This window comes from Citrobacter sp. CFNIH10, from assembly GCF_002934585.1.
Taxonomy (GTDB): domain Bacteria; phylum Pseudomonadota; class Gammaproteobacteria; order Enterobacterales; family Enterobacteriaceae; genus Citrobacter_A; species Citrobacter_A amalonaticus.
Genome location: NZ_CP026216.1, coordinates 3,199,848 through 3,222,082, shown reverse-complemented (window position 1 = coordinate 3,222,082; position 22,235 = coordinate 3,199,848). Strand labels below are relative to the sequence as shown.

Annotated in this window: 17 protein-coding genes and 2 pseudogenes; 11 read left to right on the top strand and 8 right to left on the bottom strand. The window is 53.1% G+C overall.

Features of this window, described 5'->3' with window-relative positions; genetic code table 11:
- The first annotated feature begins 2 nt into the window (after window positions 1–2).
- The 10 genes and pseudogenes from C2U53_RS19080 to aspC all read left to right on the top strand — a co-directional run bounded on the left by C2U53_RS19080 (window position 3) and on the right by aspC (window position 9,658).
- Window positions 3–833 (top strand): BRO family protein, encoded by an 831-nt coding sequence (locus C2U53_RS19080; RefSeq protein ID WP_104446283.1) that lies wholly within the window; start codon window positions 3–5, stop codon window positions 831–833.
- A complete protein-coding gene (locus tag C2U53_RS19075; protein ID WP_099433265.1) occupies window positions 830–1,054 on the top strand; it encodes a hypothetical protein in 225 nt (74 codons plus the stop codon). The genes C2U53_RS19080 and C2U53_RS19075 overlap by 4 nt, the downstream gene beginning before the upstream one ends.
- A 281-nt stretch (window positions 1,055–1,335) precedes the next feature.
- Window positions 1,336–1,512, top strand: a pseudogene (locus C2U53_RS30370) (ATPase); the annotation flags it as partial.
- Window positions 1,512–1,874, top strand: a complete 363-nt coding sequence (locus tag C2U53_RS19065) for a hypothetical protein (protein ID WP_023063003.1) — start codon at window positions 1,512–1,514, stop codon at window positions 1,872–1,874. The pseudogene C2U53_RS30370 and the gene C2U53_RS19065, both read left to right, overlap by 1 nt.
- Window positions 1,875–2,020: 146 nt before the next feature.
- Window positions 2,021–2,269, top strand: coding sequence for an excisionase family protein (locus C2U53_RS19060; protein ID WP_048998214.1), 249 nt, complete (start codon window positions 2,021–2,023; stop codon window positions 2,267–2,269).
- Window positions 2,270–2,313: 44 nt separating this feature from the next.
- On the top strand, window positions 2,314–3,606 hold the full coding sequence (locus tag C2U53_RS19055) for a site-specific integrase (protein ID WP_104446282.1): 1,293 nt from the start codon (window positions 2,314–2,316) through the stop codon (window positions 3,604–3,606).
- A gap of 194 nt (window positions 3,607–3,800) precedes the next feature.
- On the top strand, window positions 3,801–5,003 hold the full coding sequence (pncB, locus tag C2U53_RS19050; RefSeq protein WP_043001175.1) for a nicotinate phosphoribosyltransferase: 1,203 nt from the start codon (window positions 3,801–3,803) through the stop codon (window positions 5,001–5,003).
- A gap of 162 nt (window positions 5,004–5,165) precedes the next feature.
- Entirely contained in the window at window positions 5,166–6,575 is a 1,410-nt protein-coding gene (gene asnS / locus C2U53_RS19045; RefSeq protein ID WP_044256319.1) for an asparagine--tRNA ligase, read from the top strand.
- A 600-nt stretch (window positions 6,576–7,175) separates the two neighbouring features.
- Window positions 7,176–8,284 (top strand): annotated as a pseudogene (gene ompF / locus C2U53_RS19040) (porin OmpF).
- Between the two features lie 183 nt (window positions 8,285–8,467).
- A complete protein-coding gene (aspC, locus tag C2U53_RS19035; protein ID WP_043001178.1) occupies window positions 8,468–9,658 on the top strand; it encodes an aspartate transaminase in 1,191 nt (396 codons plus the stop codon).
- Between the two features lie 49 nt (window positions 9,659–9,707).
- On the opposite strand, the gene C2U53_RS19030 is transcribed toward aspC, so the two are convergent.
- The 7 genes from C2U53_RS19030 to cmoM all read right to left on the bottom strand — a co-directional run bounded on the left by C2U53_RS19030 (window position 9,708) and on the right by cmoM (window position 20,373).
- Window positions 9,708–10,355, bottom strand: coding sequence for an MBL fold metallo-hydrolase (locus C2U53_RS19030; protein WP_044256324.1), 648 nt, complete (start codon window positions 10,353–10,355; stop codon window positions 9,708–9,710).
- 19 nt (window positions 10,356–10,374) lie between these two features.
- The gene (locus tag C2U53_RS19025; RefSeq protein ID WP_043001180.1) at window positions 10,375–10,923 is read right to left on the bottom strand and encodes a YcbK family protein; all 549 of its coding nucleotides are present in this window, start codon (window positions 10,921–10,923) and stop codon (window positions 10,375–10,377) included.
- 176 nt (window positions 10,924–11,099) lie between these two features.
- Entirely contained in the window at window positions 11,100–12,950 is a 1,851-nt protein-coding gene (gene ldtD / locus C2U53_RS19015) for a L,D-transpeptidase (protein ID WP_044256326.1), read from the bottom strand.
- A gap of 172 nt (window positions 12,951–13,122) precedes the next feature.
- A complete protein-coding gene (gene mukB, locus C2U53_RS19010) occupies window positions 13,123–17,583 on the bottom strand; it encodes a chromosome partition protein MukB (RefSeq protein WP_104446281.1) in 4,461 nt (1,486 codons plus the stop codon).
- A complete protein-coding gene (gene mukE / locus C2U53_RS19005; RefSeq protein WP_043001183.1) occupies window positions 17,583–18,287 on the bottom strand; it encodes a chromosome partition protein MukE in 705 nt (234 codons plus the stop codon). The genes mukB and mukE overlap by 1 nt, the downstream gene beginning before the upstream one ends.
- Entirely contained in the window at window positions 18,268–19,590 is a 1,323-nt protein-coding gene (gene mukF / locus C2U53_RS19000; RefSeq protein ID WP_042320184.1) for a chromosome partition protein MukF, read from the bottom strand. The genes mukE and mukF overlap by 20 nt, the downstream gene beginning before the upstream one ends.
- Window positions 19,591–19,593: 3 nt before the next feature.
- The gene (cmoM, locus tag C2U53_RS18995) at window positions 19,594–20,373 is read right to left on the bottom strand and encodes a tRNA uridine 5-oxyacetic acid(34) methyltransferase CmoM (RefSeq protein WP_104446280.1); all 780 of its coding nucleotides are present in this window, start codon (window positions 20,371–20,373) and stop codon (window positions 19,594–19,596) included.
- 135 nt (window positions 20,374–20,508) lie between these two features.
- Here cmoM and elyC point away from each other — a divergent pair, with 135 nt between their 5' ends.
- Entirely contained in the window at window positions 20,509–21,288 is a 780-nt protein-coding gene (gene elyC, locus C2U53_RS18990; protein ID WP_104446279.1) for an envelope biogenesis factor ElyC, read from the top strand.
- On the opposite strand, the gene C2U53_RS18985 is transcribed toward elyC, so the two are convergent.
- The gene (locus tag C2U53_RS18985) at window positions 21,265–22,158 is read right to left on the bottom strand and encodes a YcbJ family phosphotransferase (RefSeq protein ID WP_043001187.1); all 894 of its coding nucleotides are present in this window, start codon (window positions 22,156–22,158) and stop codon (window positions 21,265–21,267) included. The genes elyC and C2U53_RS18985 overlap by 24 nt on opposite strands.
- Window positions 22,159–22,235 lie beyond the last annotated feature (77 nt).

The window sequence follows — 22,235 nt, the reverse complement described above, 5'->3', positions numbered from 1 at the left end:
TGATGAATAACCAGCTGATGACATTTAGTTCAGAAGAGCTCGATTTTTCGATGAGTGGGGTCCTCTACGAAGGAAAACCAGCATTTGACGCAGTTGAATTGGCTAAGTCGCTTGGGTATACGAACCCAGCAAAAGCACTGAAAGACCATTGTAAGTATCTGATTAAACTTAATTATAACGAATCGTTAGAATTGGGATTTGGTGAAAAACCACGTGGCACTCAACTTGCCGGTCAGGCTGATTTGTTCCGACTGATCCTGCGTAGCCAGCTCCCATCCGCTGAACGTGTGCAGGACTGGGTTTGTGAGGATGTACTCCCTGCCATCATGACTACGGGCACATACAGCAAAGAAATGCCAGTAACTAAATCACACCAGCAGGGGAGCTGCATGAATAACGATATTCTTTCGTTGGCCCGAGTGGTTGCCGAAGCAACCGCATCAGCGACGATGAAAGCGGTAATGGAAGTCAGCGGTACCAGCCTGGTTGCTGCTGCGACCGTATCTCCCGCAGTGCCACAGCAACGCATCAGTTCGACTGAATTCGTGAATACCGATGCTGAGTTCGTTCCGGTGCATAAGATTTCGTGGGAAACCGGTCTGTCCGATCCTTCCTGCCGTCGCCTCGTTCGGTTCGCAAACCTGCCATCCAGGCAATTACCAGGCGTTCGCGGTCTGTGCGTGCATCGTGAATCATTCATGCACGCCTTCCAGGTTCTGCTGGAAGAATCCACTCCCCCGGGCGGTAAGCGCAAGCGCTGGCAGCATACGGAGTTTGGCGGATTCGTTCTGCGTAAGGCACCAGTAAACGCGAATGATGAGAGTGCTGTATGAAGATCCAATATCAGGACTACGGCGCCGCAGCGAACATCGTGATCACCAGTACCGTGTTTGAGTTCCGGAAGCATAACCGCGTGGTTGATGCCACTCTGTTCTGCACGCCAGGCATCATTGCAACCCGTAGCGGCGTGCTTTTCATGAAGTCGGTTTTGTCCGGTAAATCTCTCGACATGTTGCGAGCCTACAAGACAATCCAGCGAGAGGCGACACGATGAGCAAAATTCAGAACCCTGTCGTGCTTATCTATAAGCGCGAAAACAGTGATACCTACGCTGTCGCGATCACCAATGGCAGCCAGGACTATCACGACGCCGTTCTGATGGCGACGATGGAACCGGATATGGCCGGTGATGATGTAGATACCTGGAGCAAAACCGGTTACTACATGGCGGCGGAGATTCAGCGCTTACGCCAGCAGTTGATCGCCCCTTTAAGTATTGGGGAGTTAATTCAGCGTCTTGAATCGCAGACTGGCGACCACTGGGAGAGAGTGGTTTGCGATGTCACTTCTGGTAAACCGTTGACCATCACCCTGCCAGATATCACGTCAAAGGCGTTCTGGAGCGGTACCGGGAAAAGCGAGGTATTCCATCCGGAAAGCTATAAGCGCTGGGTAAAGGAAGCTATAGAACGAGCCTGTGTTATCGCAGGGATCGGTGTGGAGGTGAAGTGATGCAAAAATCATTTATCAATACAGACAATCTGAACTCTGTAAATGACTGCCTCCAGCAACTGGTAATCGCTGAAGAAACACAACTGAGCATTGAAGACCAGTTGTCCAACTCAAACAGTAGTAGTGAATGGAGTGCGTGGCGCAAAAAGGCAGAGAATGCCTTACGGGTTGTAAAAGCGAAGCGTCGCATCATCACAGCCCGTCTTGCTGTTCTCCGCCAGATTGAAAAAGAAAACAACATGCAACTCCACCAGCGACACAACGATTACCTGGTTGCTGAGTTGAAAAAGATTGTTACGCCGTCGTCGTTTGAGCGTTGCGTTCGTCGGGTTGATGAAAAATTGGAGGGATCAATTGAATAAGGCATTTGAAACCTGGGTGCGCCAGCGGTACGGAAACCGCTACGACCTCTCGAGGGATCAGGAGGGGTTCTACTGCCGGGAAGTGGTTAAACGAATGTTTGAAGTCTGGTGCCACTGCCGTGGCCTGAATGTAGTGTGAGGTGGGTATGTCAAATGTGATTATGCTGGTACCTAACGACTGGGTAACTGAAAAAGTTTTGATATCTGTAACCGGGCTTAAGCCCGGTACCATCACCCGCGCTCGTAAGGAGTCATGGCTACTTGGCAGGGAGTACGTTCATGTCTCACCAGATGGAAATCCGAAGCCATCAAGTGAGTGCATGTACAACAGGAAAGCAGTCGATCTCTGGATCGAGGCGCAGAAAAAAAATCAACCAGGTGCGCAAAGAGCATGAAAAGCAGTACACTCGTTGATGCTCCTGGACGTCAGGAGGGCTTAATGGCTAATACATCATACCCGACAGGCGTCGAAAACCACGGCGGTTCACTCCGCATCTGGTTTCTGTATAAAGGTAAACGTGTCAGGGAAAACCTCGGTGTCCCTGATACTGTCAAAAACCGCAAGATAGCCGGTGAGCTTCGTTCCTCGGTTTGTTTTGCAATAAGGATGGGGAATTTTAACTATGCGGAAAAATTCCCAAACTCACCGAACCTTGCCAGGTTTGGTCAGGATAGAAAGGAAATTACTGTGCTGGAGCTTACCGAAAGATGGTCTGAACTGAAGAGAATGGAGATCAGCTCAAACACCATGAGTAGGTATGAATCCATCATAAAAAACATGCTTCCACGTATCGGCGAAAACAAAATGGTTTCTGCGGTGACCACTGAGGATTTACTGTATGTGAGGAAGGAGTTGCTGACGGGTTTTCATGTAATGAAGAAGGATCACCGGACACAGGTGAAAGGTCGAAAGTCGTCCACGGTGAATAATTACATGATGCTGATGGCCGAGATCTTCCAGTTTGGAGCTGATAATGGTTACGCAAAGGAAAACCCGTTTAGCGGAATTAACCGACTCAGGAAGGCAAAGGACGAACCAGATCCACTCACATCTGAAGAGTTCATCAGGTTCATTCAGTCATGCGGCCACCAGCAGATGAGGAATCTCTGGTCGCTTGCCGTCTATACCGGAATGAGGCATGGGGAGTTATGCGGTCTGGCATGGGAAGATATCGATCTAACTGCGGGCACCATTACGGTTAAGCGCAACCTCACTCAAACGTATGAGTTCACCCTGCCAAAAACCGAGGCAGGCACTGACAGGGTGATTTATCTCATTCAACCAGCTATTGATGCCCTGAGGAATCAAGCCCAACTGACGCGCCTTGGCCGGCAGTACGAGGTTGAAGTGAAGTTGCGGGAATATGGCCAGTCAGTCATACATCCATGCACTTTCGTTTTCAGCCCTCAATGCGTCAAACGTGGGCCCAGAAGAGGATATCACTACGCGGTTAATTCGATAAATAAAATTTGGGCGCCGATAATCAAGCGCGCTGGTATTCGTTACCGCAACGCATACCAGTCACGACATACTTATGCGTGCTGGTCATTGTCAGCAGGTGCGAACCCAAACTTTATAGCAACTCAAATGGGGCATACAGATGCACAGATGGTTTACAAGGTGTATGGAAAGTGGATGTCAGAGAAGAGCGCCGAACAGGTTACTCTGCTCAACCAGGCGCTTTCACACATTGCCCCATCACTGCCCCAAAGCATGAAAGTGGCGCAGTAGAAAACCTTAAATTCAAGTGGTTAGCAGACATGTTGCTACATTTTTATAACACGAGGCACGAAATGCACTCGACCCTAACGTCAGCTTATGGTGTGATCAGAGTTCAATAAATCGCTAAACAAGGTATACTCCAGCGGTTTTCTTAGTTGTTTATTGTACTAAACGCTCCCGTGAGAGGATGCTACTGCGCACCTATGACACAATTCGCTTCTCCTGTTCTGCACTCGTTGCTGGATACAGATGCTTATAAGTTGCATATGCAGCAAGCCGTATTTCACCACTACTATGATGTGCAAGTAGCGGCTGAATTTCGTTGCCGAGGCGACGACCTGCTGGGTATTTATGCCGACACCATTCGCGAGCAGGTTAATGCTATGCAGCATCTGCGCCTGCAGGATGAAGAGTACCAGTGGCTCTCCGGCCTGCCCTTCTTCAAAGCGGATTACCTCAACTGGCTGCGCGATTTTCGCTATAACCCGCAACAGGTATCCATCAGCAACGACAACGGGAAGCTGAATATCCGCTTAACTGGCCCATGGCGTGAAGTCATCATGTGGGAAGTCCCACTGCTGGCGGTGATCAGTGAGCTGGTCCATCGGTATCGCTCACCAGAAGTGGGTGTCGCGCAGGCCCTCGATACGCTGGAGACGAAACTAGTCGATTTCTCTGCTTTAACGTCAAGTCTCGATATGTCCCGCTTCCACCTGATGGATTTCGGCACTCGTCGCCGTTTTTCCCGTGAAGTGCAACAGGCTATCGTTAAGCGTTTACAGCAGGAGTCGTGGTTTGTTGGCACCAGTAACTACGATCTGGCGCGTCGTTTGTCGCTAACCCCGATGGGCACACAGGCGCACGAGTGGTTCCAGGCGCATCAACAGATAAGCCCTGAACTGGCAACCAGTCAACGCGCCGCTCTCGCCGCATGGCTGAATGAATATCCGGATCAGCTAGGTATTGCGCTGACCGACTGCATCACAATGGATGCGTTCTTACGCGATTTTGGCAGCGAATTTGCCACCCGTTACCAGGGACTGCGCCATGACTCTGGCGATCCGGTTGAATGGGGTGAAAAAGCTATCGCTCACTATGAAAAGTTAGGTATAGACCCGCACAGCAAAACGCTGGTCTTTTCCGACAATCTGGATCTGAATAAAGCCGTCGATCTTTACCGGCATTTCTCATCCCGCGTGCAGTTGAGTTTTGGTATTGGCACGCGTCTGACGTGCGATATTCCGCAGGTTAAGCCGCTTAACATCGTGATCAAACTGGTGGAGTGCAACGGTAAACCGGTTGCCAAACTGTCTGATAGTCCGGGCAAAACCATTTGCCACGACAAAGCTTTTGTTCGCGCATTGCGCAAAGCGTTTGATTTACCGCATATCAAAAAAGCCAGTTAATCCTGCCAGGGAGCCGCTTCGGCTCCCTTTTAGCATTTATTTCTGAATTCTTTTCTTTTCCTGTTAATTCTACTTGTCTGATTGCAGATGCCAGGTAACATAGGAAATCCCCATTCCGGGGAACATGTGTTTATATATCGGACTATTAACAGAGAGAATATTATGAGCGTTGTGCCTGTAGCCGACGTACTCCAGGGCCGCGTAGCCGTTGACAGCGAAGTCACCGTGCGCGGATGGGTACGTACCCGCCGAGATTCAAAAGCTGGCATCTCCTTCCTCGCCGTTTATGACGGTTCCTGCTTTGATCCTGTACAGGCCGTCATTAATAATTCTCTGCCCAATTACAATGAAGAAGTGCTGCGTCTGACCACCGGCTGCTCCGTTATCGTCACCGGCAAGGTTGTGGCCTCTCCGGGACAAGGACAGAGTTTTGAGATCCAGGCCTCTGAGGTTGAAGTTAGCGGTTGGGTTGAAGATCCAGACACCTACCCGATGGCGGCGAAACGTCACAGCATCGAGTACCTGCGTGAAGTTGCGCACCTGCGTCCGCGTACCAACATGATTGGTGCCGTTGCACGTGTTCGCCACACGCTGGCCCAGGCGCTGCACCGTTTCTTTGATGAGCAGGGCTTCTTCTGGGTTTCCACTCCGCTGATCACCGCATCCGATACCGAAGGTGCTGGTGAGATGTTCCGCGTGTCGACGCTGGATCTGGAAAACCTGCCGCGTGACGATCAGGGCAAAGTGGATTTCGACAAAGACTTCTTTGGTAAAGAGTCCTTCCTGACCGTATCCGGCCAGTTGAACGGTGAAACTTACGCCTGTGCGCTGTCGAAAATCTATACTTTCGGCCCGACTTTCCGTGCGGAAAATTCCAACACCAGCCGTCACCTGGCGGAGTTCTGGATGCTGGAGCCGGAAGTGGCGTTCGCCAACCTGAGCGATATCGCCGGCCTGGCGGAAGGCATGCTGAAATATGCCTTCAAAGCCGTACTGACCGAGCGTGCTGACGACATGAAGTTCTTTGCCGAGCGCGTAGATAAAGAGGCGATTAGCCGTCTGGAACGTTTCATTGAAGCGGATTTCGCCCAGGTAGATTACACCGATGCAATCGTTATTCTGGAAGAGTGCATTAAGAAAGGCAGAAAGTTTGAGAACCCGGTTTACTGGGGTGTCGATCTCTCCTCCGAGCACGAACGTTATCTGGCAGAAGAACACTTTAAGGCACCAGTGGTAGTGAAAAACTATCCGAAAGATATTAAAGCGTTCTATATGCGCCTGAACGAAGATGGAAAAACCGTTGCCGCGATGGACGTTCTGGCGCCGGGTATCGGTGAAATCATCGGTGGTTCTCAGCGTGAAGAGCGTCTGGATGTGCTGGATGCGCGCATGCTTGAAATGGGTCTCAATAAAGAAGATTACTGGTGGTATCGCGATCTGCGCCGCTACGGTACCGTGCCGCACTCCGGCTTCGGTCTCGGCTTTGAGCGCCTGATCGCCTACGTCACCGGCGTACAGAACGTTCGTGACGTGATTGCCTTCCCGCGTACACCGCGTAATGCGACGTTCTAAGATCGTTCACAAAAAGGCCAGCGTTGCTGGCTTTTTTATTGCCTGAAATGTCAGTTTTTGCGAGTAATAAGTAAGCAATTCTAAGATCAACCCCGATATCCCCCACTCCTGTTACCTGATATTACGTTGTAATATTTCTGAACAAAAAATAAACCGTAGTATTCTTGCGGATTAGTATTTACTCATCCATTAGCACGTTTTTTAAACAATCCAACAGCATTCCAGACGTCCAGATAATGCCATAAGCAAAACTGGAAATGTCTATTTTCTGTACATTGTTTTTCTTTTATTCAAATTAAAGATAAGAAAATCATATAAATAGATATAAGTGGTGTGTTCTGGCGCTGAAATCGTTTCGAAATTTGATATCGTTCACAAAGTTCCAAAAATGAAATAATTAGTTACACATTTTTTCTTTCTGAAACTAATTCTTTATCTTTGTAGCACTTTCACGGTAGCGAAACGTTAGTTTGAATGGAAAGATGCCTGTCAGACACATAAAGACACCAAACTCTCATCAATAGTTCCGTAAATTTTTATTGACGTAATTTATTGACGGCAGTGGCAGGTGTCATAAAAAAACCATGAGGGTAATAAATAATGATGAAGCGCAATATTCTGGCAGTGGTTATCCCTGCCCTGCTGGTAGCCGGTGCAGCTAACGCTGCAGAAATCTACAACAAAGACGGCAACAAACTGGACCTGTACGGTAAGCGGTAGGTCTGCACTATTTTTCTGATAACAAAGGCAACGACGGCGACCAGACTTATGCTCGTCTTGGTTTCAAAGGGGAAACTCAGATCAATGACCAACTGACCGGTTACGGCCAGTGGGAATATAACTTCGCCGGTAACAACTCTGAAGGCGGTTCTGACGCACAGAACAACAACAAAACCCGTCTGGCGTTCGCCGGTCTGAAATTCGGTGATGCGGGCTCCTTCGACTATGGTCGTAACTACGGTATCGTTTACGATGCACTGGGTTACACCGATATGCTGCCAGAATTCGGCGGTGATACTGCATACAGCGATAACTTCTTCGTTGGCCGTGTTGGTGGTGTAGCAACTTACCGTAACGCTAACTTCTTCGGTCTGGTTGATGGCCTGAACTTCGGTGTTCAGTACCTGGGCAAAAACGAGCGCGCAAGCAGCTACGAAGTTGACGCTACCGATCCGACCAGCACCAACTTCAGCGATGTTCGTCGTTCTAATGGTGACGGCGTTGGCGGCTCCATCAGCTATGAGTTCGAAGGCTTCGCTGTTGTAGGTGCTTACGGTGCAGCTGACCGTACTAATGCACAGCAAGATCCGGCACTGCGTGGCAGTGGCGAAAAAGCTGAGCAGTGGGCGACCGGTCTGAAATATGACGCGAACAACATCTACCTGGCGACCAACTACGGTGAAACCCGTAACGCTACTCCGATCAGCGGTGGTTTCGCCAACAAAACTCAGGACTTCTTCGTGGTCGCTCAGTACCAGTTCGATTTCGGCCTGCGTCCGTCCATCTCCTACAACAAATCTAAAGCGAAAGACGTAGAAGGTGTCGGTAGCGAAGATCTGGTGAACTACATTGAAGTGGGTGCCACCTACTACTTCAACAAAAACATGTCCACCTATGTTGACTACCAGATCAACCAGATTGATTCTGACAACAAACTGGGCGTGAACTCTGACGACACCGTTGCTCTGGGTATCGTATACCAGTTCTAATAGCAGACCCCTTTGCTAAATGCCTAAAAAACAGGACTTCGGTCCTGTTTTTTTATGCCTGTCAGCAAAATCTTGCGACTTCAAAAAACCTTCAGGCTTTTCATCACTAACGGTTGGCATTTTGTAAATCTACCGTTAACCTGATAACGGATTTCCCTTCTGTAACCACAATGGAACCTCGTCATGTTTGAGAACATTACTGCCGCCCCTGCCGACCCCATTCTGGGTCTGGCCGATCTGTTTCGTGCTGATGACCGTCCTTCGAAAATTAACCTTGGGATCGGTGTCTATAAAGATGAAACTGGCAAAACGCCAGTGCTGACCAGCGTTAAAAAAGCCGAGCAATACTTACTCGAAAATGAAACAACAAAAAACTACCTCGGCATTGACGGTATTCCGGAATTTGGCCGTTGCACGCAGGAGCTGCTGTTCGGCAAAGGTAGTCATCTTATCAATGACAAACGCGCACGCACGGCGCAAACGCCGGGCGGCACCGGCGCGCTACGCGTTGCTGCCGACTTCCTGGCAAAAAATACGGCAGTAAAACGCGTCTGGGTGAGCAACCCAAGCTGGCCGAACCATAAGAGCGTGTTTAACTCCGCCGGGCTGGAAGTACGCGAGTACGCTTATTACGACGCAGAAAACCATTCACTCGACTTCGATGCGCTGCGAAACAGCCTGAGCGAAGCACAGGCGGGCGATGTGGTGCTATTCCACGGTTGCTGCCATAACCCAACCGGTATTGATCCTACGCTTGAGCAGTGGCAAACCCTGGCACAGCTTTCCGTCGAGAAAGGCTGGTTGCCGCTGTTTGACTTCGCGTATCAGGGCTTCGCCCGTGGTCTGGAAGAAGATGCGGAAGGACTGCGCGCGTTCTCCGCGCTGCACAAAGAGCTGATTGTCGCGAGCTCCTACTCCAAGAACTTTGGCCTGTACAACGAACGTGTGGGTGCCTGTACGTTGGTTGCGGCAGATGCGGAAACCGTTGACCGCGCCTTCAGCCAGATGAAATCCGCCATTCGTGCGAACTACTCTAACCCGCCAGCCCACGGCGCATCAGTGGTTGCCACAATTCTCAGCAACGATGCGCTGCGCGCAATCTGGGAACAGGAACTGACCGACATGCGCCAGCGCATTCAGCGTATGCGTCTGCTGTTTGTGAACACCCTGCAAGAGAAAGGGGCTGAACGCGATTTCAGCTTCATCATCAAACAAAACGGCATGTTCTCATTCAGCGGCCTGACCAAAGAGCAGGTTCTGCGTCTGCGTGAAGAGTTTGGCGTTTATGCGGTGGCTTCTGGTCGCGTCAACGTTGCCGGAATGACGCCTGATAACATGGCGCCGCTGTGCGAAGCCATTGTTGCCGTGCTGTAAGACGTGCGATAAAAGCAAAGCCCGCGATAAGCGGGCTTTTTAATGGGGATTACCAGACAGGCATTTCATCCTGCAGGAACGGATTGTGCAACCGTTCATAGCCCAGCGTCGACAGCGGGCCATGACCCGGAATAAACGTCACGTCATCGCCTAACGGCAACAGCTTACGTTTGATCGAGTCAATCAACTGGCTGTGATCGCCGCGCGGGAAATCACTGCGCCCGACTCCACCTTTAAAAATCACGTCGCCTGAGATAAGAAGTTGCGACTGCTCATCAAAGAAAACAACGTGTCCAGGCGTATGGCCCGGGCAATGCAACACCTGTAAAGTCACATTCCCTACGCTGACACGATCTCCTTCGTTAAGCCAACGGTCGGGCGTCAGTGGCTGACATTCGCCGAGGCCAAACATGCGACTCTGTGCAGGCAAACCCTGCAGCCAGAACTCATCTTCTTTTTCCGGACCGATAACCGGTACTCCGTAGTGTTGCGCCAGTTCCGCCGCGGCACCCACATGATCGAGGTGTCCGTGAGTGAGCAGGATCTGCGTCAACGTGATGCCGCTGGCATCCACTTCCTGTTTGATTTTTTCAGCATCGCCGCCGGGATCGACAAGCGCTGCCAGACGCGTTTGCTCACACCAGATCAAAGAACAGTTCTGGGAGAACGCGGTGACCGGAATAATACGATAGTTCATACTGCTCCTGTTTCGTTAATCACCAGTGCCGCGCCGGCCCGGTGTCAATATGCACAAAGTTACTGCGTGGGTAGTATCCTACACCACCTGCGCGCATAGATAACGCGGCTTTGCGAATATTACTTAACGAAATGCCTTCAATATGAAAATCCATGGCCTGGCCTTTGGTGTGATAGCTTTGTTTCGCAACCCCACGGCTGTGCGCACGCAATTCATTGTTGGTATCCAGTGAACGATAACCGGAAATCAGTTGAACGGGCTTACGTGTTCCCAACAGCCCTTGCAGGCGGAAAAGCTGATCGAAGAGTCTGGGATCGATGGACTTCACCTTATTCGCGCGATAGTCACGGAAAAAATGGTTAAGTTTGGCTAATTCATCCTGAATATAAGCTCTGCCATCAAAAAATTCCGCTTTAATTGACTCTCCGGTGTTGAGGTTGCTCAGAGTCAAAATACGCGGACGCGGGGTAGAGAGTGTGGCAAACGCAGGCACAGGCAAGATGGCAGCTCCGAGGGCAGCGCCACCTAACGCCAGCAGTTTGCGGCGATTAGCGTCAAATTTGTCCATGGTTTAAGGTCTACAGGTCAATGTTATCGTCTATATGCTTTAGCGCACGATAGGCACCTTAACTGGCATCAAAGCCGCCGTCAAGTTGGCCCAACCCCAGCAATGACGGGGCTTCTGGGCCGATGCCCCTGTCACTGCCAATTATTACGACAACAGATTAACCAGAACTTCTTCATTTACCTGATTAATTGTTCTGCTTTTGCCACAATTTGTGCGCTGGATCGCGCTGTCAGATCATAATTGTAAATATCTGTACGATACTGGGTACGCCCGTCCGCGCCAACAAACGCCGTCAGGTAATACAGATTGACCGGGATAGTCTGACGAATATTGACGTAGCGCGTGTCGCCCTGCTTCAGCGCATCGGAAATTCGCGTATCGTTCCAGCCCGCATCCTGTAACAGCATGTTTGCCAGTTCAGAAGCCTTGTTCACACGCACGCAACCGGAACTAAGCGCCCGGGAATCCTTCTGGAACAAATTATGGTTAGGCGTGTCGTGCAGATAAATTGCATCGGAACTTGGCATATTGAACTTGTAGCGGCCCAACGAGTTACGCGCTCCCGGCGCCTGCTGGAAACGGAACGGTAAATTTGACGGCGTGATGGTTGACCAGTCAACCTGCCACGGATCAATCGCTTCTCTGCTGTTCCAGCCCCGCATCACGGTATAGCCGTGACGTTCAAGGTAGCCAGGATCGTTCCACAGCTTGGGCAGAATATCCTTACGCGCCAGCGTCGGCGGGACGTTCCATGGCGGATTGACCACCACGTTATTCAGCGCGCTGCTCATCATCGGCGTTTTACGATCGGGACGACCGACAATCACCCTGGACGCCAGCACCTGATTACCATTCTGATAATAAACCAGCGAATACGCCGGAATATTCACCATAATACCCGTCGACAGTTCAGATGGAAGCAAACGCAGACGCTGGATATTGAGCGCCAGTACCCCTGCACGCTGCGCGGGGGTCACGTTCAGCCAGTCGCGGGTAGCCGGGCCAATAGCGCCATCTGCGCCCAACCCTTGCCACGTCTGGAAGCGTTTTACCGCTTCAACCAGCTCTTTATCATACGCAGCACGGACAGCCGGTGCTGGCTTACTGCGCGGCGCAGTCTGTTTTGCCGTGTCAGCGCTCGGGGTTTCAACGGCAACGGCTGACGGGCTGACCACCGCTTCTGACGGGGTCTCATCTCCCGGCAGCGCAATTTTCGGTCCGCCTTCCAGCATCCCGGTACGTTGCAGTATTTCCCGCAGCGCAGGCACGTCGTTGCTCCACTGACCCGGTCGTAGCGTTGCTTTGCCGGTCAGTTGCGGCCATGGACGTGAATCACCCACCAGCGCTAATAGCGACGCGTGCATTGACGCATACTGCGGGTGCTGAGGTGCCAGCCCGGCAATAAACGTCGGAAGTTGTCCATTATCCAGCGCAACCTGCCACTGATTGATGACCGACAGCGGTGGCGTCGCCAGTGCATACGGTTTACTGCTGTACAGCCAGCGGTTGCCTTTGACCGGAATATTGGCGATCAGATGGAGATACCCCATCATCGCATCAGACAACACCAGATCGCGCGCGATGCCGTTAACGGCAGGATCGGTCAGTAACGCCACCCAGGTGGTGAACTGAGGCTGGAAGCCCGCAATAGCGACCTCTGCCAGCTGTTGCTGGAACGCTTTGACGGCTTCGCGATTTTCCCACATGGGTTTCATATCGCGCGCCGCATAAAGCAGTTCAAGCTGATTCATATAGACAGGCGTATAGCCTGAAGGAAGTTGCGACTGAAGCTCAGCTCGCGCCTTTTCCGCCGCCCCCTCAGGGAGTGGCTGCAGACCCGCCATCACCGCCGTTGCGCCAGATTGCGCCTGCGGCTGAGCGAGACTCTGTTCACTGACAACGACAGGGCTGTCGCCAGGTATCACTTCAGGCTCATCAGCCTGAACACTGGACAGTGGAGCGAATACTACGGCCAGGCATAAACTTATTGCCGAGAACCGACGACCACCAATTTTATTAAGCAACATCCCTTGCCCTCTGGTTACATTACGACATGCTCACATCTACCGGAGCTTTCCTACATTATAGAAAGGCTGATATGCGATTGCCTAACCTAATGTAAAGAAGTTTAAAGAAAATGCACCTGAAATCCATAGTTTAAGAAATGCAAAAGACGGCTTTTCAGCCGTCTTTAAGGTTTTAGCTGGCCTCTGACGGGGCATCAGCCTCGCCGGGGAGAGGATCCGGTAACTGCGGCGCAAACCCGCGCAGACCAACCACATGAACGTGTTCCGTATTCTGGAAGACTTTACGCACCAGCTTATAGGTGGTGCCCTTCTCCGGACTGATGTTTTCCGGCGCCGCGATGATGAGCTGCATCTGCAGACGCTCACACAGCTCAAACAACGTCGCGATGGAGCGCGCATCCAGACGGGCGGCTTCATCGAGGAACAGCAGACGGCACGGGGAGATATCTTTCCCGCGCAGACGGCGCGCTTCATCTTCCCAGCTTTGAACCACCATCACCAGGATCGACATCCCGGTCCCGATCGCTTCACCGGTCGATAGCGCACCGGACTCTGCACGCAGCCAGCCGTCAGAACCACGGTTAACTTCCACTTCCATTTCGAGATAGTTACGGTAATCCAGTAACTCCTCGCCAATGGTTTGCGGCGTACGCTGTCCCATGTCGATTTGCGGGTTCAGGCGTTGATAAAGTTTCGCCAGCGCTTCTGAGAAGGTCAGGCGGTTGCTGTTGAACAGATCCTGATGCTGCTCATGCTGTTCAGACAGCACTTCCAGCAGCGTGGCATGGGTTTCACGCACATTCACGTTCAGACGCACGCTGTGAACCTGACCGAACGACACGCTCTGCAACCCCTGGTTGAGCTGACGAATACGGTTCTGCTCGCGCTGGATGGTCTTGCGAATAATGTTCGCCACGCTACGTGAGCTGATCGCCAGTTTCTGTTCACGGGAGGTCAGTTCTTCGGTCAGGCGGCCCAGCTCGATTTCCATCTGTTCGATGGCTTCCACTGGATCGTCGGTACGAATGATATCCTGACGGATACGCTCGCGCAGATGCTGATACACTGCGACAAAGAACTGGATCTTACGTTCCGGACGTTTCGGATCTTCCGACAGACGCAGGACATCACGCAGATGTTCGTTATCAGCGACCGCCAGACGCAGCGCACCCAGCGCCTTATCCGACATGGAGCGCAGATCATCACCGGAAAGATAGGCCAGCTCGCGACGATGCAAACGACGCTCGACGCCGCTGTCTTTCACCAGTCGCATCACGGCGCACCAGCCTGCTTTCGCGGTTACCACCTGCTCACGCATTTCGTGGTAATCGCGTTCCAGTTTGCGCAGTTTGCGGGTCAGGTTATCCATCTCCGCTTCACAGAAGGTAAGCGCTTTTTCGAGCTGGTTACGCCGCGTACGGTTGTTGCTGAGCTGCGAATGCAGTTCATCGCGACGAATGCGCGCACGCTCTTCCGCTCCGCTGTCGGCACGCACGCCAATATCCTGCAATTCACGCTGCAAATCGTTAAGCAGCTCTTTCTTGGTATCGTAAGAGCTTTTCAGCGAAGCCAGAACCTGATTGTACTGACTCAGTTGCGCCGCATGACCACGCAGGGCTTCACGGGCGCGGGTACGTTCAGCTTCCGCATGTTCCAGGCGCTCACGCAGTTTTTCGTTCAGATCGCTGTTGCCGCTGAGCATTTCCGCTGAGTCGGAATAGCCGAAGTGTGCACGACGCTGGACCACTTCGGTCAGCGCAAACGCCTGCTGACGCGCATCGCGCTGCGTCTGCTGGGAGTACGCGTAATCTTCTTTCAGTTGTTCAAACTGTTCCGGGTCGCTCTGCAACACCGACACCATCGGTTCCAGTTTCGCCAGTTGGTTGCCGTGCTGCTGTACAAAGCGCGCGGCTTCTTGCGCTTCATCCAGACGCTCGCGGATCTCTTCGACGCGATCCGCCAGACTGTCGTCAGCCAGCAAATTCAGACGCGGCAGCAGGCGGTTAAGCGCGGCAACGCCCTCTTTCGCCTGTTCGTACTGCAGACGCTGCTGCTGGTTTTCGTTTTCGTGGGCGGTCAACGCACGTTCCAGCTCAACGCGACGGCTGTTGAGCTGGCGAATTTCGGCTTCCGGATCGGATTCAAAAGCCACCGAAAGATGGCTGCCAATGAAGCGGCTGAACGCCTGATGCAGACGCTGCGTTTTCTGAACGTCAAAAGAGAGCGTGGCAAAACGCTCGGATAATCCTTCACGCTCGGCATGCAGCGTTTCGATGCGGTTTTCTCGCGCCGCACGGCCAAACAGCGGTACGGACGGGAAGCGCGAGTAGCGCCACTGGCGATCGGCAATCTTCACCACCACCGCTTTTTCCAGTTCGTCGACGCTGAAGACGCTGTCATCAAATGACTGCGGATCCCCTTCGATCAGATACAAATCTTCCGGGCAATCCGTCAACCCTTCCAGTTGTTCAGCGATCAGGGACAGATCCGGCACCACGATGGCGTGACGCGACGGACCATACAACGCGGAGAAGTACGGCGCATCTTCAAGACTGACGTCGTCATAGATTTCTGACAGCAGCACGCCGCCAAAGCGTTCCGCCAGCGCGTTCAGACGCTGATCTTCCGAGCCACCAGGCTGGCTTAAGCGTTCGATCTCTTCATCGACGGCATTCTTGCGCGCGCCGACTTCGTCGCGTTCCACAATCGCTTCACGCTCTCGTTCGAGCAATTGCTGCAGATATTCGGTCACTTCCTGGCTGGACGTAAACTCTTCACCGCACTGTTCACTCAACTGACTCAGGCTGTTTTGCGCCGCCAGCCAGACGGGGGCACGCTGCATGAGATGCTGAATGCGCGACTGTAGCTGTTCCTGCTCTTGACGCAGCGCCATACGCTGTTCATGCGCGCTGGAAACGTTGTCAGACAGCGAGGCGATACGCGCTTCCAGCTCCTGATGCAGGGCTTCCAGTTCGTCAATGTCGAAATTTTTCCCCTGACGTTTGCAGAATTCCGCCAACAGACGTTCGGCTTCCTGCTGCTCGCGCAGACGCTGTTCCAGTTCGCTCAGTCGCATACGCAGCGACTGCGCCTGTTCCGCCAGGTGACGCTGGTCAACGCCTTCGCGCAGCAGTTCGCGCGCCACGTCCCAGGCTTCATTACGCGCCAGCGGGCCATTGATCGCCACCACCAGCTGATACGCCTGCTCGAACTGACTGTGCGCGGTTTGCGCCACGCTCATTTTCTGTTCCAGCGAGAGCATTTTTTCGGTGGCTTCCTGCTCTTTCGCCTGGAAGGTTTCCAGCCACTCGGCGGCGCTATCGGCCGTCAGATCCGGCAGATGGCACACCGCTCTGGCGCGTTCCAGCGCCGAGATCGCCTGGTTGTACTGGATGGCGCGGGTCTGTTGAACGTCCAGCGCCTGCTGGTAATCCGCCAGTTGGCTTTTCAGCTCATCCACTTCCAGCTCGGCAGCTTCGGCGCGCGCTTCGTTCTCTTCCTGACGATCGGCAGCTTCTGCGACCACTTCATTTTGTTCTTCGAGACGGATCTGCAACTCTTCGAGATCCGCTTCATAACGTTCAATTTTTTCCTGCTGGCGTAGCGCGGTTTGCACCAGGTTCAGGTGATCGCTTGCCGCCTGATAATCGGCTTCGAGATCGCCTTCCGCACCGTTGTGCTCGCCCAACTCACGCGCCATGTCGACGTGTTTATACTGCTCGGCCGCCAGTTGTTTGCGCGACGTGTACAATTCGCGACGGAATTCCAGCGCTTTATCGAGGTGGATCCGGCGCTCATTGGCGTGACGCATATAGTCCGCCGCCACATAGTTGGTGGCTTCGCTAATCAGGTGTTTAAACAGATCGCGATCGGACTGGGTAACGCGAATGGCTTCCAGCGTCAGGCGGTTTTCCCGCAGCGCAGCTTCCATATCCTGGAACGCCTTACGCACCCCGCTGTTTTCCGGCAACAGGTAGTCGCGCAGAGACCGGGTGATCGCGCTGGAAATCCCACCGTACAGCGAGGCTTCAATCAGGCGATAGAATTTACTACGGTCAGACGCAGAGCGCAGACGACGGGCGATGAGGCCCAGATCGAACATCAGCGAATGGTAATCGGTGATCGAGTTGAACTGCTTAAACTGCACGCCTTCCATCGCGTCGAGCTTTTCTTTCAGCTCCGTTAACGGCAGGACGCGCGCCTGACGTTCGTTCAGCGTCTCCGTCACCAGTTGCGTAGGCTGCACAGACATCGGCAGTCCCTGAATGGCAAACGGTTTGATATCGACTTTACGGTCGCGTCCGGCAACCTGCTGCAAGCGCACACCCACCACCACGCGCTGATGGCGCGAGTTGATCGTATCGAGCATCGAATAACAGACACCCGCTTTCAGCTTACCGTGCAGACCTTTGTCGCGTGAGCCGCTGGTCGCGCCTGCTTCCGTGGTGTTACGGAAGTGCAGCAGGGTTAAATCCGGGATTAGCGCCGTGACGAACGCCGCCATGGTAGTGGATTTCCCCGCGCCATTCCCCCCGGAAAGCGTGGTAACCAGTTCATCCAGGTCAAAGGTACGGGCAAAGAAACCGTTCCAGTTAATCAGCGTTAGTGAGCGAAATTTACCGCGTTCAATCATTATTCTTCTTCTCCACTGTCCGGCTGATTCTCTTCGGTCTCATCATTGAGCTGCAGGTGGTTTTCGACCGGCATCGCTTCGCCATCGCGGATCAGGCGACGCTGCGCTTCGCGCGGGTCGTCACCCGTTCGTACATCCGCGCCAAAGCGGAACACCGATTCCGTAATGCGGAATTTGCTGCTGTCGTGCCCCATAAACCACACCATGCCTAAACGGCGCAGGCGGTTTAATGACGAACGCATTTTTTCCTGTAACTTCTGGCGGTCAACGTCGGAGCCGGTTGAGCGGTTATTCACCAGCTTCAACAGTTTGGCTTCGTCAGCCAGCGTCAGCAGCTCGTCGTACAACTCCTGCTGAGTGAAAATCCCCTCGTTCGCCAGCCGCTCCGGACTGAGGTAGAGGTAGCAGAGAATTTTACCGACCATCATGTCCAGTTCAGACAACACGGAACGCGGGATAATGGTCGTTGAACGCGGACGCAGGTAGAAGAAACCTTCCGGCGCGCGGATCAGCTCCACGTTATAGCGGCTGTAAAACTCTTCCAGATAGTCCTGAAAGTCCATCAAAAAGGCATGATTATCCAGTTCATCCAGACCAATGTGGCGGCCTGAACGTAATGCGCTATCCAGCGCCGGAAATAACGGATTCGCCAGCGCCTGCGCCAGCTTAACCGGCATCACTTGTTCAATATTTGTCAATGACATGCGCCTGTACCTTGGCTCCGTAATCATTAATCGGCTGCCATTTGGCTGGCAGTCCGGTGAAGTCTGCTTGCGCTACGCCAAGACGTACCGCCTGATCGATAACAATGCGCGCGACGTCAAAGTGACGCGCACGCGGGTATTGCGCAAGATACTCGCGCACTACCAGACCGAGATCTAACGGCGTCTCTTTCGATTTATAGATAGCCAGTTGGCCTTCGATAATCGCCGCCAGCTGTTCGCGGATCTCGTTAAACTCTTCGTACTCTAAATCCGGCGGAAGTTCCCCGGTGACCTCTTCATCACGCAGCGCCATCTCTTCGTCACGCATATCCAGCAGACGATCGGCGTTGGCATAGGTCAGCGCCCACGGCTCGTCAAAATAGGTCTGTACCGACTGACGTAAGCGCTGGGCAAAGACGCGGTTTTTATCCATATCGATGGCGGTACGGATAAATTTGTGAACGTGGCGGTCATAGCCAATCCACAGATCGATCGACTGCTGACCCCAGCTGATAATACGATCGAGCTTGCTTTGCAGGTCAAACACCAGGCGATCAACAAAATGCAGATCGTCATGAGCCAGCGTCGCATCCTGGATACGCAGCAAATTGGCCTGCAATTTATCGCCTGCCGCTTCCAGCGTATCCTGCAACTCGCGCAGAGTGCCGGAGGTTTCTGACAGTAGCAGTTCACAGCTCGAAATCGCCGCGCGCCAGTCTTTATTCAGCAGTTGCGCGATATCATCTTTCACCTGCTGCTGCTGTTCATCCATGATGCGCTGAGTCAGATCGATACTGTCGAAAATCTCAGCGACCGAATACTTGAGTGGCGCATAGACGTTGCGATGCCAGTGGAACTCATCGCCGCCCTCATCGGCGGCATCCGCCGCGCGCTTGAGCTCACCCGCCACGATCGACAACTGCATTGACAGACGCAGCGTGGAAAATTCACGTTGGCGAATATAGTAATCGGTAATGCCAATGCCGAGCGGCGTCAAACGATAAATCGCGTTCCCTTCTGCCTGCTCACTGGTAAAGCGGTTCAGCAGACGTTGACGCACCATATCGTTGATCGCATTGTTCGCGCGCACGCCAATGGTTTCGCTGGTTTGCTCAAACGCATCACTTACATGGCGGAACGCATCCACCAGTTCGCCTTCACTCATCTCACCGTCCAGGCGCTCGCCATTCAGCGTGGCCACCGCCAGCAGAAACGAGAGTCGGTCTACCGGCAGCGAGATAGAGAAGTCATTTTTTCTGGCCCAGGCAACCAGTTCGGGGACTGTCTGGGAAAATTCACTCATAGGTTATCCTTGCATCTGCGGTTTACGCGCGGTGACGTGAATGTAACGACCCAGGCTGACATACGGCTCCAGGCGACAGTAACGCGTTTCTAATTCAAGCAATATCTCATAACAGTCACGCTGCTGATGTTTCTCACGCAGATAATCATGAAACACGCGCACCCCGGTTTTCCCGGTGATCTGCCAGCCCATCTGTTCCAGCCACTGGTAAACCTCTCCTGGCTCACGCGGATAGTCTGGTGAAAGGGTACGCTTCTTACGTTTGGGCATCCCTATCTGCACGTAGTCAAAGTTCCCCGCCACCATGTTATGCATCAACAGGCCGTTGGCATTGTAGAACATTAACGACAGTACGCCACCGGGACGCAATACCGACCAAAGGGTCTTTAACACGCTGACCGGATCGGCGACCCACTCCAGCACAGCGTGAAACAATATCAGATCAACGGAGCTTTCCAAGTGCGAAGCGACGTCCTGAGCAGCGCATTGTATAAAATGCATGTTGTGGCTCACACCTTTGGCTTCTGCCGCCCGTTGCGCACGGGCGATCATCTCACCGGAGACGTCACACAACGTCACGTGATGACCACGTTCTGCCATTTTAATGGCCGTTTGTCCTTCACCGCCGCCAGCGTCCAGCACACGCAGTGGTTGCGCGCCGAAGTCTGCCAGAATAAGGTCGAGATCCTGCCACAGGATCGCCTGCCTTAGCTGCCCTTTTGTGGTGCCGTAAATATTACGGGAAAACTTCTCAGCAATGTCATCAAAATTGCGATCCCGCATCGGGCTCTCCACAGGCTGGCTTAGCTGTTCTCTGATAAAACCGCTATTTTGTCACACCCGCGCGGAGAATGAACCTCTCTGGTGTAATATCACGATTATTCTTCTGCTGTATGGTCAAAAAAGGAACCAAAAAGGATGCTTTTTACACTGAAGAAAGTGATTGGCGGCATGCTGTTGCCTCTCCCTTTTCTGCTCTTGATGATGGGCATCGGTCTGGCACTGCTGTGGTTTAGCCGTTTTCAGAAAACCGGTAAAGTATTTATCAGCCTCAGTTGGCTGGTACTGTTCCTGCTCAGCCTGCAACCCGTTGCAGACCATCTGCTGCGCCCGATAGAAAATAGCTACCCCACCTGGCAGGATACGCAGAAAGTTGAATACGTCGTCGTGTTAGGCGGCGGCTATACCTGGAACCCGCAGTGGGCGCCCAGTTCTAACCTGATCAACAACAGTTTGCCGCGTCTAAATGAGGGAATACGTCTGTGGCGGGCTAACCCGGGTTCGAAATTGATTTTTACCGGCGCGAATGCCAAAACCAATCCGGTGAGTACGGCAGAAGTTGGCGCACGGGTGGCGCAATCGCTGGGGGTGCCGGAAGAGGATATCATCACGCTCGACAAGCCTAAGGATACGGAGGAAGAAGCCGCTGCCGTGAAGCAGGCTATCGGCGACGCGCCATTCCTGCTGGTCACTTCAGCCTCTCATCTGCCGCGAGCAATGATTTTCTTTCAGCAGGCCGGGTTAAATCCGCTGCCGGCTCCGGCGAATCAACTGGCTATCGATTCCCCGTTGAATCCGTGGGAGCGGGCAATCCCCTCTCCCGTCTGGTTGATGCATAGCGATCGCGCAAGCTACGAGACGCTGGGGAGAGTCTGGCAGCGGTTGAAAGGCTCGTCAGGCGAGCCAGGGCAGGAGTGATTTCGCAGCGAGATCAAAATGAGATCGGTTAAAGCGCCCGGTATTGACCAGTTGCGCCACTTCATCCCATAACACGTATAACCAACGCCGCCAGATGAACGATTCCGCCACTGGCGCGCGTTGCAGGTAGTGCCAGAGTAGTCCTTCCGCCAGCGTGTTATCTACCAGCCGGAACAGTTCGTACTCCCGTGGTGCCCAGAGCATAATACCAGGCCCCACCATCGCCAGAAGCTGGTCGCTCCGGGCGTCTTTTAACATGCTGCGCAGACTGAAATTGCCATGCACCAGCACACAGTTGTCGTTAAAGCCGTCAAACAGCGCGGGCAGACATTCGCGGGTGCGAAACAGAATGCGCTTATCCTGCATGGTTAGCCCGGTGTTGTTGAACTGATTGAGCGTACTCCAGAGCACCTCAACCCGCTGACGATACCAGGAAGGCCAGATATTCTCCTGCGTATTGTCCACCGCACCGACACACCCCCGGCTATCCTGGCGGTGCCAGGCCAGTAACCCTTCGACAATCTGATCTTTGAGCTGCTCCCAACGCTCCGGCGTCCGGGCCGGCGCTTCAACGGGGACGCCACGCAGACGTTCCAGCAGTAAGACATCCGGACCGGGATGTTCATCGTGAGTCATCACCCCATAAATGACCGGCATTCGCACGGTGCCGCTACGCGCTAACATGGTGGTTTTCCAGGCCAGTTGTTGCGCGACCCCCGGCGTGGTGAAACTTTGGGCCATCAGCGGCATTGGGTTGCCCTGGCTGTCATAGAGCGACCACAGTGCTGTGTCGACTTTTTCATTCACGCATTCAATGCGGCTCAGTTTTTCGCCCAGTAAATGACTTAATTCGGCGCGCAGCTGTTCCATTCAGATTGCCCTCATAAAAGCTACTGCTTTTATAATGAGCGCCACACCGACGGATGTCACCCGGATGAGATCAATTG

Excerpts from the sequence above, each read along its gene's own strand:
- C2U53_RS19080 (WP_104446283.1), top strand. The coding sequence starts at position 3 with ATGAATAACCAGCTGATGACATTTAGTTCAGAAGAGCTCGATTTTTCG.
- C2U53_RS19075 (WP_099433265.1), top strand. The coding sequence starts at position 830 with ATGAAGATCCAATATCAGGACTACGGCGCCGCAGCGAACATCGTGATC.
- C2U53_RS19065 (WP_023063003.1), top strand. The coding sequence starts at position 1,512 with ATGCAAAAATCATTTATCAATACAGACAATCTGAACTCTGTAAATGAC.
- C2U53_RS19060 (WP_048998214.1), top strand. The coding sequence starts at position 2,021 with ATGTCAAATGTGATTATGCTGGTACCTAACGACTGGGTAACTGAAAAA.
- C2U53_RS19055 (WP_104446282.1), top strand. The coding sequence starts at position 2,314 with ATGGCTAATACATCATACCCGACAGGCGTCGAAAACCACGGCGGTTCA.
- pncB (WP_043001175.1), top strand. The coding sequence starts at position 3,801 with ATGACACAATTCGCTTCTCCTGTTCTGCACTCGTTGCTGGATACAGAT.
- asnS (WP_044256319.1), top strand. The coding sequence starts at position 5,166 with ATGAGCGTTGTGCCTGTAGCCGACGTACTCCAGGGCCGCGTAGCCGTT.
- aspC (WP_043001178.1), top strand. The coding sequence starts at position 8,468 with ATGTTTGAGAACATTACTGCCGCCCCTGCCGACCCCATTCTGGGTCTG.
- C2U53_RS19030 (WP_044256324.1), bottom strand. The coding sequence starts at position 10,355 with ATGAACTATCGTATTATTCCGGTCACCGCGTTCTCCCAGAACTGTTCT.
- C2U53_RS19025 (WP_043001180.1), bottom strand. The coding sequence starts at position 10,923 with ATGGACAAATTTGACGCTAATCGCCGCAAACTGCTGGCGTTAGGTGGC.
- ldtD (WP_044256326.1), bottom strand. The coding sequence starts at position 12,950 with ATGTTGCTTAATAAAATTGGTGGTCGTCGGTTCTCGGCAATAAGTTTA.
- mukB (WP_104446281.1), bottom strand. The coding sequence starts at position 17,583 with ATGATTGAACGCGGTAAATTTCGCTCACTAACGCTGATTAACTGGAAC.
- mukE (WP_043001183.1), bottom strand. The coding sequence starts at position 18,287 with ATGTCATTGACAAATATTGAACAAGTGATGCCGGTTAAGCTGGCGCAG.
- mukF (WP_042320184.1), bottom strand. The coding sequence starts at position 19,590 with ATGAGTGAATTTTCCCAGACAGTCCCCGAACTGGTTGCCTGGGCCAGA.
- cmoM (WP_104446280.1), bottom strand. The coding sequence starts at position 20,373 with ATGCGGGATCGCAATTTTGATGACATTGCTGAGAAGTTTTCCCGTAAT.
- elyC (WP_104446279.1), top strand. The coding sequence starts at position 20,509 with ATGCTTTTTACACTGAAGAAAGTGATTGGCGGCATGCTGTTGCCTCTC.
- C2U53_RS18985 (WP_043001187.1), bottom strand. The coding sequence starts at position 22,158 with ATGGAACAGCTGCGCGCCGAATTAAGTCATTTACTGGGCGAAAAACTG.